Below are 490 nucleotides of genomic sequence, written 5' to 3' on the forward strand. Positions count from 1 at the left end.
CCGGGCATAGACAGATGCACACCCGGCCCATGCGATGCGACACCAGCCCCAATCCCGGCGGCCCGGTGGCGCGCGTGAGCGCCACGTCCAAACCGGCGTCAAGCAGGGCCGGCAGGCGCTGCGAGACCGCAAGTCCGATCTGGACGTCCGGATAGCGGTCATGATAGCGGCCGACCCCCGGCACCACGTCATGCTGGCCGAAACTGGTCATGGCGTGAACCTTGAGCTTGCCGGACGGACGCGCGCGCGCGTCCGTCCGGCAAGCTCAAGGTTCACGCCATGACCAGTTTCGGCCAGCATGACGTGGTGCCGGGGGTCGGCCGCTATCATGACCGCTATCCGGACGTCCAGATCGGACTTGCGGTCTCGCAGCGCCTGCCGGCCCTGCTTGACGCCGGTTTGGACGTGGCGCTCACGCGCGCCACCGGGCCGCCGGGATTGGGGCTGGTGTCGCATCGCATGGGCCGGGTGTGCATCTGTCTATGCCCGG

The 490-nt window shown here is 69.0% G+C and carries 2 protein-coding genes; one reads left to right on the plus strand and one right to left on the minus strand.

The window, feature by feature from the left end; all coding sequences use genetic code 11:
- Nucleotides 1-211: LysR substrate-binding domain-containing protein (locus A6V37_RS12980; RefSeq protein WP_425262276.1), on the minus strand; the 211-nt coding region annotated here is incomplete at its 3' end.
- 68 nt (nt 212-279) lie between these two features.
- On the opposite strand from A6V37_RS12980, the gene A6V37_RS12985 reads away from it, so the two are divergent.
- Nucleotides 280-490: LysR substrate-binding domain-containing protein (locus A6V37_RS12985; RefSeq protein ID WP_425262276.1), on the plus strand; the 211-nt coding region annotated here is incomplete at its 3' end.

Origin of the sequence: Paraburkholderia ginsengiterrae (assembly GCF_001645125.1) — a bacterium.
Classification (GTDB): Bacteria; Pseudomonadota; Gammaproteobacteria; order Burkholderiales; family Burkholderiaceae; genus Paraburkholderia; species Paraburkholderia ginsengiterrae.